At 56.8% G+C, this 6,502-nt stretch carries 4 protein-coding genes and 2 pseudogenes; 2 read left to right on the top strand and 4 right to left on the bottom strand.

The features are described from left to right. Positions 1 to 265: 265 nt before the first annotated feature. The 4 genes and pseudogenes from CQ13_RS46720 to CQ13_RS05095 form a co-directional block, all read right to left on the bottom strand. Positions 266 to 471: pseudogene (locus tag CQ13_RS46720) on the bottom strand (hypothetical protein); the annotation flags it as partial. A gap of 115 nt (positions 472 to 586) precedes the next feature. Further along, the gene (locus CQ13_RS05105; protein WP_057841927.1) at positions 587 to 1,426 is read right to left on the bottom strand and encodes a 2OG-Fe(II)-dependent halogenase WelO5 family protein; all 840 of its coding nucleotides are present in this window, start codon (positions 1,424 to 1,426) and stop codon (positions 587 to 589) included. After that, positions 1,407 to 2,678 (bottom strand): diaminobutyrate--2-oxoglutarate transaminase, encoded by a 1,272-nt coding sequence (gene ectB / locus CQ13_RS05100; RefSeq protein WP_057841926.1) that lies wholly within the window; start codon positions 2,676 to 2,678, stop codon positions 1,407 to 1,409. Before ectB ends, CQ13_RS05105 begins: the two co-directional genes overlap by 20 nt. 1,237 nt (positions 2,679 to 3,915) lie before the next feature. After that, positions 3,916 to 4,845, bottom strand: a complete 930-nt coding sequence (locus tag CQ13_RS05095) for a TauD/TfdA dioxygenase family protein (protein WP_057841925.1) — start codon at positions 4,843 to 4,845, stop codon at positions 3,916 to 3,918. A 1,068-nt stretch (positions 4,846 to 5,913) separates the two neighbouring features. On the opposite strand from CQ13_RS05095, the pseudogene CQ13_RS40525 reads away from it, so the two are divergent. Further along, positions 5,914 to 6,048: pseudogene (locus tag CQ13_RS40525) on the top strand (transposase); the annotation flags it as partial. A gap of 95 nt (positions 6,049 to 6,143) precedes the next feature. Next, positions 6,144 to 6,431 carry a hypothetical protein gene (locus CQ13_RS05085; RefSeq protein WP_057841923.1) on the top strand — a complete coding sequence of 96 codons (288 nt, stop codon included), beginning with the start codon at positions 6,144 to 6,146 and terminating at the stop codon, positions 6,429 to 6,431. Positions 6,432 to 6,502: the final 71 nt, after the last annotated feature.

Here is a 6,502-nt window from a genome sequence, read left to right as displayed (position 1 = left end):
CGCGCCGACCCACCAATGCCCGTCGCAAATCAATCGGCCCCGTGAGAAATGCGGGTTAGCACCTGTTGGCCCCCCGTGAACTGGAAACGGTATTCACTCAACTATCAGCACGGCAACGGCATTCGCCGCGCCCACGCGTACTACCGTATAAGCACGTTTACATATCGCCAGAAAGTGAGTCCTCTCTGGGATCGTTTGCCCCACTTGATCTCATTGAGCGTACTAACAGAGCGCAAAGAATGGCCACTCGAACGAGTGGCCCAAGTCAGGGAGGAAACGCCCGCGATGGCCCCCGGGACAAGGCCGCAGCCTGCTCGATCGGTGAGAAGGGCAGGCCGAGGCTCTCGGCCACGACCCTATGAGTTAGCCGGCCTCGATGGCCATTGCCGCCTGCGCGCAGGTGCGGATTTTGAGCACAGCTGCAAACCCCTTGTTGGCGAGAGCCAAGCCAAATGGCAGCGCCTGATGAGAATGGCGCCGGTCATTCGACCAGCGCAACGGTCCGTCACAGAATGTTTTTCCCGTTGCGAGACATGTTGACGCCTTAGCCGCCACGTAAATCGGTCAGTCGCTGTGATGTCCAACTTCAGGTCCACCAGAGAACAAGATCCGGCCGCGCAAAACCGAGAAAGCTATTCAGGAGAAGGCGATGCTTTCCAGTGCCTGATTGTCGGGTGACCCCGTGAATGAAACCGCCGTCGATCAGGGCGATATCTCCGGCCTTGAGCTGGAAGTCGTGAAAAGGAACGGCCTCCAGATAAGCTGTCGAATACGGATAGCCCGTGGCCTCCACACCCTGCGACTTTCGGTCGGTGACCGTCGGCTTATGGCTCCAGATCCGCAAATTGCCACCTTCCTTGGGCATGCTGGGATAGAAGTTCAGCGCTACGACAGTGTGGTTCGCCACCGCAGCAATCTCATAATCTTTCCCGGCACATAGGACCTGAGCGACGTCGTCGTGAGGCTCCAAGGCATAGAGCCCGGTGCCAGACCAACAGAGAGCGCGACAAACATTAGCGTAACCGTGCTCCGAACGGGCCAGCCGCATTTCAATGCCCTGATTGTGAAGCTCGCGCTTCAACGCGTCGAATAGTCCGCGGACCGGATCAACCAAGTTGCTAAAGACGGCTTCGACGAACGGTCGCGCTTTTTCCGACTCCGCGATATAGGTGGCTGCATCTTTCCGGTAGTGAGATGCGCCGATATATTGTCCGGGGACCCCATCTTTGCGCTCCTTGAGACCGGGATTGCGAATAAAGTTCGCGGTGATCTCCTCGGCTACCTCGATACTGAAAGCTTGCCTGATATGCAGTCCGGTTATGTCACCTTTCAGGACTGAGATGATCTCCGCAATACTTATCGAGCCTGTTCGCTCTCTGATTGCAAGAGGCGAGATGGCTGGCGCTTTAGATACTTGGGCAGTCACGATTAGCTTGCTCCTGTAATGCGTTATCGAGGATGGCGACAGCATGATCGAGTTCGTCATCGGTGATGGTTATCGGCGGGAGGATTTTGATGACGTCGCGATTTGGCCCTGAAGATTCGATCAGCAGGCCCTTTTCGAACGCGAGATCGTGCACACGGCCAACGACGGCCTGTGAACGACATTTGAGGCCGGCCATCAGACCACGGCCGCGCTTTTGTTCGACGCACTTGTGAAATTTCGAAACGAGGCGATCAAGGTGTCCTTGCAGTTTTACGGCCGTCCGCTCGACGCCTGCAGTAAATTGTCCGTCGGACCACATTTTGCACATGGCCCCTGCAGTCACGAACGCGAGATTGTTGCCTCTGAACGTCCCGCTATGTTCTCCGGGTTTCCATATGTCTATGTCGGGCCGAATCAGAACAATTGAGAACGGATTTCCTGAACCGCTTAAGGATTTCGAAAGGCACACGATATCTGGTTCGATTTTCGCGAACTCGAACGAGAAGAAATCGCCCGTTCGCCCCGCGCCTGCCTGAATATCGTCGACAATCAAGACAACCCCGTACTTACGGCAAATGCGCTGTATTTCTCTGAGCCAAGCCGCGGATGCGGTGTTCATGCCGCCTTCTGCCTGGATAGTCTCCAGAATGATTGCGGCGGGCTTTTCTACGCCGCTCCCTGGGTCGCCCAGTAAGTAATCGATGTAACCCGCGGAATCGAAAGCTCGGTTCGGATAGCTGTCATAGGGGACGCGGATCACATCGTGGCGAGCAACGCCGCCTAGATCCCTGGTCGACGCCGACCCCGACACCGCCAGGGACCCGAGCGACATGCCATGGAACGCATTTGTGAAGGCCATGACGCTCGAGCGGCCGGTATATTTTCGCGCCAGCGCAAGCGCCGCTTCGTTAGCGTTTGTGCCAGTCGGCCCAGGGAACTGTATCTTGTAAGAAAGGCCCCTGGGCTTCAGGATCGAATCGACAAACACTTCAATGAATTCACGCTTTGCCGCTGTATACATATCAAGCGATAAAAGAATATTCCCGCCGGCGAGATATTCAACTGCTGGTGCAAGAATATTCGGATTGTTGTGTCCATAGTTGAGTGCGCCGGACCCCACAAGGAAATCTATATAAGTCTTACCCGTCTCGTCCCAGATTGTCGCCCCAAGGGCCTTCGTAAAGACTGTGGGAAACGACCGCCCATAGCGACGAACGTTAGACTCATGAGCCGCGAATACGTCGATATTCATCGTAGGGGTCGATCTCCATGTAGGCATCGCATTCACCGAGATAACGATTGAACACGTTGGTAGACGTTATTGACCCGGCTCCAGGCAGGGTCATGACAAGGAATCCAGCGTTGGTTTCTCGAAATAGCTGTGGCCGTCTCCCTGAAGTCCATCTTGATCAGCCCTATCAGCTGTCTCGAACTTGCGAGGAGCGATGTCCGCTGAGGAAGCGGCGCACGGATACAAGTCGGATTCGTGATAACCAAAGGGGGTTCCCAATGAGCGTGAGTATGAGCGCACGTTTGATTCTGGGTTTCAAGAGTGAGTAAATTGCGTCCCTCGCCAATCACTCCACCCATCGTGGTCTCCCTTTGCAAGTAAGTGGTCCATTAACCACGCTTCCCGCGGATTGCGCGAGCTGTGGACAATACCAAAGGGCGGAACGTGCGCGCGTTTCGGTGGTACTCATGTTGCGTAGTGCGCGTCGCCCACAACGGCTCAGCTCACTTACCTGAGAAACGCTAACAACGAACCTACTATAGTTGACAGTCTTCTGTGAATCCGGAGGTAAGTCTGGATCCTGCTTATGCGCGCGTCGTCGATTTGGGACAACCGCACGCCTTTCAGTGTTTCGATGAGCGGTTCCGAGCTGAGGCAGTCGGGAGTGGTTAGCGCTGGGGTACGTAGCTGATTTCAGTTGCCTGACAAAGTTGGGAGGCGGTTAGAGGCTCTCTCGCTTGGCCCGAGTGCCCATATGGGTTCCAAGTATTTGCTGATGACTCGCTCGTGGCAAAGCGGCGGAGCGTTTCGAAGTATTGGCGCCGCGCCGCTGAGTTGAGGAACGTCGCGATGGTGGCGTCCAGTTGCTGTCGGATCAGCACAAAGGCTTCGACCGCATCGGCCAACCATCCATTCGCGGCATTCAATGCTCCTGTGGCCTGGATTATCGCCCTATCGGCCGACTTATGAGCTGCAATTCCATCCAGAATCGAGACTCACCCAAGAAGGTGAGACACTGCTTATGAACTTCTTGCGACTCGCAGGGGCTTTCCGAGCGTGAGCATGACCTGCCCAGTCCTTCGGATTCAGTCTATTCCACGGGCGGCTAGGCTATGGCTTGGTCGACGAGGCAGGCCGCAACGACGAAGCCCCATCGCGCCGCTGCGCGATTCAGTCTGAGCCGGATCCTGCAAGCCATGGATGTGCGCATAAGAACAGAGTCTGCGTCGGCCGGATCTCCGTGAAATTTGCGAACGCGCTACGCGCCATTCGCGGGCGGCTGCTTGATGACCTTGACACGCGCTATACTGCGCCGGCCGTCGACGCTGACGGGCACCTCGCCTTCGATCGCCGCGCGACGAACGACGCGAGGCTGGTCGCCGTAATCCCTGACCGCATAGTGCATCGTGGCACGGTTGTCCCAGATAGCTACATCGCCCTGCTTCCAGTTCCAGCGCACGATGTTTTCCGGCGCGGTGATATGAGATTCGAATAGATCGAACAGCCTCTGGCCGTCATATTTCGGGACGTCAACAAAACGTTTCACATCATAGCCGAGCACCAGCGTGCGCTCGCCGGTCTCGGGGTGGATACGCACGACGGGATGCTCGGTCTCAAACATCCATCTGTCAACGATCTCGTCATAAAGCTTCTTATCGGTTGCGCTAGGGCGGGCGATTACGGCGAAATCGTACGCGTTGCTGTGAACAGCCCAGAGATCGTCGGCAAGCCGTTGCAGCGGCGGCGGCAGGTCGAGATATGCGGCTGCAGTGTTTGACCACACCGTGTCGCCGCCGACTGGCGGGATCACAACGCCTCGCAGCACCAAAATCTTGGGATAAGCATCCACATAGGCCACATCGATGTGCCAATAGTCAGTCCGGATACCTCCGCGTGCGGAATCAATCTCGAGGATCGACACTGTTCCCTTAGTCGCACCCAGCGTCGGAAGCGGCACAAGCTTCCCGAAACGAAGCGCAAAGCGCTCCTGCTCGGCGTCGTCGAGATGACCCTGATCGCGGAAGAAGATGACCTTGTGCTCGAGCAGCAGGCCGTTGATCGCAGCGATGGTCTGTTCCGGCAAATCGCCCGACAGCTTGATGTTCCTGATTTCAGCGCCGATGCGCGCCGCGCGTTTGAGAATATCGGTACGCGGAATGACATTATCGACCAAAGCCGTTTGATTCATGGTATATTCTCCAACATTGCGGTTTCTTCACTATACAAAGCCATTCAGCCGTGATGCGAAGCGCCTAAGTGCAGGTGGACGGTGGGTGACGTTGCTGGTTTTTATAGGCAGGCCTCGCGTTACCGGGTGATCCCCAGCAAGGACTGTGCCAGCTGCGAAAACGAGCGTCGAGCCGTTCATTCACCCAAGGAAATGGCTCATGCTGCCAGCGACAGCGCAGCCTCGCGCTGTAAAAGCGTCATGCTGTATTGTCGCGTACACGACAAGTGAAGGTCGAGACGCAATCACAGCGCCGGCCCTCTCCGTATGAGCGCAACGCCCCGTGATCAGGTCCAGGCTTCAATAGGCTGGTTCAAGGGCATTGAGTAACGCGTGGGGTCAAGCGTGCTCCCTTCTCTTACTCAGAGAATTACGCCTACTTCGCCCTCAATATCGTCCGCACTTCCCCAAGCCTAGTAATGCAACGGAAGCGAATCCGGAACGACGTGACGATCGTTAGCGGTCTTGTTGGCCTCAAGCCGCGCGCGGTGTGATCTCCCTCGGCGCCTGCACTCCAATTGAGAGAACAGATTGCCCATGATCGAAGATAATGGTCGCGCATTAGGCTGGATTCGAAGGCGACCGCCTAGCAGAAAATTCGCGTGCGGATCGGACATCATAGCGTACGCCTGACGCGGGGAGAAGCGTGCTACGCGACGAGAGAGTGAACTGGCTCGCTACTCAGATTTCCGGCAAACACAACTCTATCCAGCATGCCCATAGAAGCGCCGAGCCACACTCATTTGGAAACGAACTTCGCTGAAGAGGGTCGTTTATGCGAGGAGGTCGATACGCTCTCAATTGGATCACCCCTGTTGTGTTATACCGCGGGAGCGGATCCGAAGACCCTCCCCAGAGATCACGTGGCCCAAAGCGACGCCGAGAACACGAGGTGATAGGTCTAGCAGGCTGTAGAAAGAGGCGCACACCGCCGACTGGCGACCATGATTCATTAACTCCGATGAGATTCGGAGGTGGTGGGTGCGCGGCGGCGACAATCGAACGGGCGAGCTGTTTAGCTAAGTTGATCTGGAGCTGCGGGTGCGGCGTGATCATCCGCTGCGAGCGATCCGGACGATTGTGAACGAGGCGATGGCGGCGCTGGAGTGCGAGTTTGCCGCGCTCTATTCGCCGATTGGGCGGCCGTCGATCCCGCCGGAGAAGTGGTGCGGCTGCCCAAGCTGATCGCGGAGGCCGGCTGAGGGGCAAGGTGCTCCGGCTTCGCCAAGGCGTTTGCCGGTCGCTGGCGCATCATCGAGATGGACGTCTGGGACAACGACTTTCTCGATTTCGTCCAGGAGCCGCATTTCACCTTCCAGGACAGGTCCGATGGCGAAATCGCGTTTGGGGCTCTCAAGGGCTTCCTGGACGTGCGCTACGGCACCCGCGACGGTTCAGCCTGTGCCGAGTTCTCATGGGAAGGGCACGACGAGAATGATCCCTCCTGCGGTCGCGGATGGGCTATGATCGGCACTGCGGGCAGGCTCGTCGGCCACTTCTACATACACCACGGCGACGATTCAGCCTTCGTTTGCGAACGCGGCTGAGTTCTTCAACAGCCTGCTAGTCTTACTGCGTCATAAATTTCGATAGGTACTTTGACTTGAGATTGCCCTGA

This window comes from Bradyrhizobium retamae, assembly GCF_001440415.1.
In the GTDB taxonomy this organism is placed as follows: domain Bacteria; phylum Pseudomonadota; class Alphaproteobacteria; order Rhizobiales; family Xanthobacteraceae; genus Bradyrhizobium; species Bradyrhizobium retamae.
The sequence above is the reverse complement of the archived record's forward strand: the minus strand, read 5'-3'. Positions and strand labels throughout refer to the sequence as shown.

What these genes read in the sequence shown, in the direction of transcription:
- CQ13_RS05085 (WP_057841923.1), top strand. Translation starts at nt 6,144, where the DNA reads ATGGACGTCTGGGACAACGACTTTCTCGATTTCGTCCAGGAGCCGCAT.
- CQ13_RS05095 (WP_057841925.1), bottom strand. Translation starts at nt 4,845, where the DNA reads ATGAATCAAACGGCTTTGGTCGATAATGTCATTCCGCGTACCGATATT.
- ectB (WP_057841926.1), bottom strand. Translation starts at nt 2,678, where the DNA reads ATGAATATCGACGTATTCGCGGCTCATGAGTCTAACGTTCGTCGCTAT.